2 protein-coding genes are annotated in these 1,513 nt (G+C 42.4%); both read right to left on the bottom strand.

Annotation, left to right across the window (positions count from 1 at the left end):
* The coding region (gene dnaB / locus LACDD01_RS00235) for a replicative DNA helicase (protein WP_061412469.1) at window positions 1–1,227 on the bottom strand (1,227 nt) is incomplete at its 3' end.
* A gap of 1 nt (window position 1,228) precedes the next feature.
* Window positions 1,229–1,513, bottom strand: a 285-nt coding sequence (rplI, locus tag LACDD01_RS00230) for a 50S ribosomal protein L9 (protein WP_082779231.1), incomplete at its 5' end; no start/stop codon positions are given.

Below are 1,513 nucleotides of genomic sequence, written 5' to 3'. Positions count from 1 at the left end.
CTCGTCATCTGCTCCGGCACGGTCATAATAATCGTCCCGATAAAGAAAGGCGACAATATCAGCATCTTGCTCAATTGACCCAGATTCACGAATGTCTGATAAGACAGGACGCTTATCCTGACGTTGCTCTACTCCACGTGAAAGCTGACTCAAAGCAATGACAGGAACTTTTAACTCTTTAGCCAGAATCTTCAACTGACGTGAAATTTCTGAAACTTCTTGTTGGCGATTTTCTCGTCCTGTCCCTGAAATCAACTGCAAATAATCAATAACGATTAGGCCAAGATTGCCTGTTTCCTGTGCGAGTTTACGAGAACGTGCCCGTATCTCTGTAATCTTAATCCCTGGAGTATCATCAATGTAAATACTTGCTTTCGAAAGTGTCCCCATAGCAATAAAATACTGGTTCCACTCTTCGTCATTAAGCTGACCGGTACGTAAGTTATGCGATTCAATCGTTCCTTCAGCTGCAAGCATCCGGTTAACAAGGCTTTCTGCACCCATTTCCAATGAAAAGATAGCCACCGTTTTATCTTGTTTTGTCCCAATATTTTGTGCAATATTTAAAGCAAAGGCAGTCTTACCCACGGCTGGACGTGCAGCAAGAATAATAAGTTCCTCCTCATGGAGACCAGTCGTCATGGCATCCAAGGCCGGATAACCTGTCGCGATACCGGTAATCGTTGATTTTTGTTTAGCCCGTTCTTCCAGATCGTCTAGGTTCATCGACAAGACATCTGAAATCCGACGAAAGCTTGATGTATTACGCCCTTGCTGCACATCGATCAATGACTTTTCAGCTTCCGCAAGAACATCCTCGGCTGGATCTTCCTGACTATAAGCTTTCTCTACACTTTGTGTTAATTTATTAATCAACTGACGCAGTAAAGATTTTTCAGCAACAATTTTTGCGTAATAGGAGGCATTAGCAGCCGTTGGTGTTGCAGTAGCAAGCTCAGCAATGTAAGCAATGCCCCCGATAGTCTCTAAGTCGTTTTGATTTTCTAAAAGCGAGCGGACAGTTAACACATCAATCGCTTCACGATTGTCCGACAAGTGTTCCATGGCTCGGAAAATAATCTTGTGTGCGTTTTTGTAAAAGTCATCCGTAGAAAGAAATTCTTTCACTTCAATCAAGCGGTCACTATCAAGGAAAATAGCCCCCAAAACGGCTTGTTCGGCGGCTAAATCTTGTGGTGGTGCTTTGATAATATCAATATCAGGCATGTTATCTCTCGCTTACTTTGACCTTGACTGTAGCTGTTACATCACGGTGCAATTTGATTGGAACATCTTTAATTCCAAGCGCTTGAATCTTATTAATCAATTGAATTTTACGTTTGTCTACTTTAACATCCAATTGACTTTGAAGTGCTTTCGCGATATCTGCTTTATCCACAGCACCGAAGGTGTGACCTGTCGTTCCAACCTTCATCTTGATTTCAACCATTACATCATCTTGTTCAAGACGTTCTTTCAATGCTTTAGCTGCTGCGAGCTCTTCAGCTTCTTC

It is taken from the genome of Lactococcus sp. DD01 (assembly GCF_001578715.1).
GTDB lineage: Bacteria > Bacillota > Bacilli > Lactobacillales > Streptococcaceae > Lactococcus > Lactococcus petauri.
The sequence above is the reverse complement of the archived record's forward strand: the minus strand, read 5'-3'. Positions and strand labels throughout refer to the sequence as shown.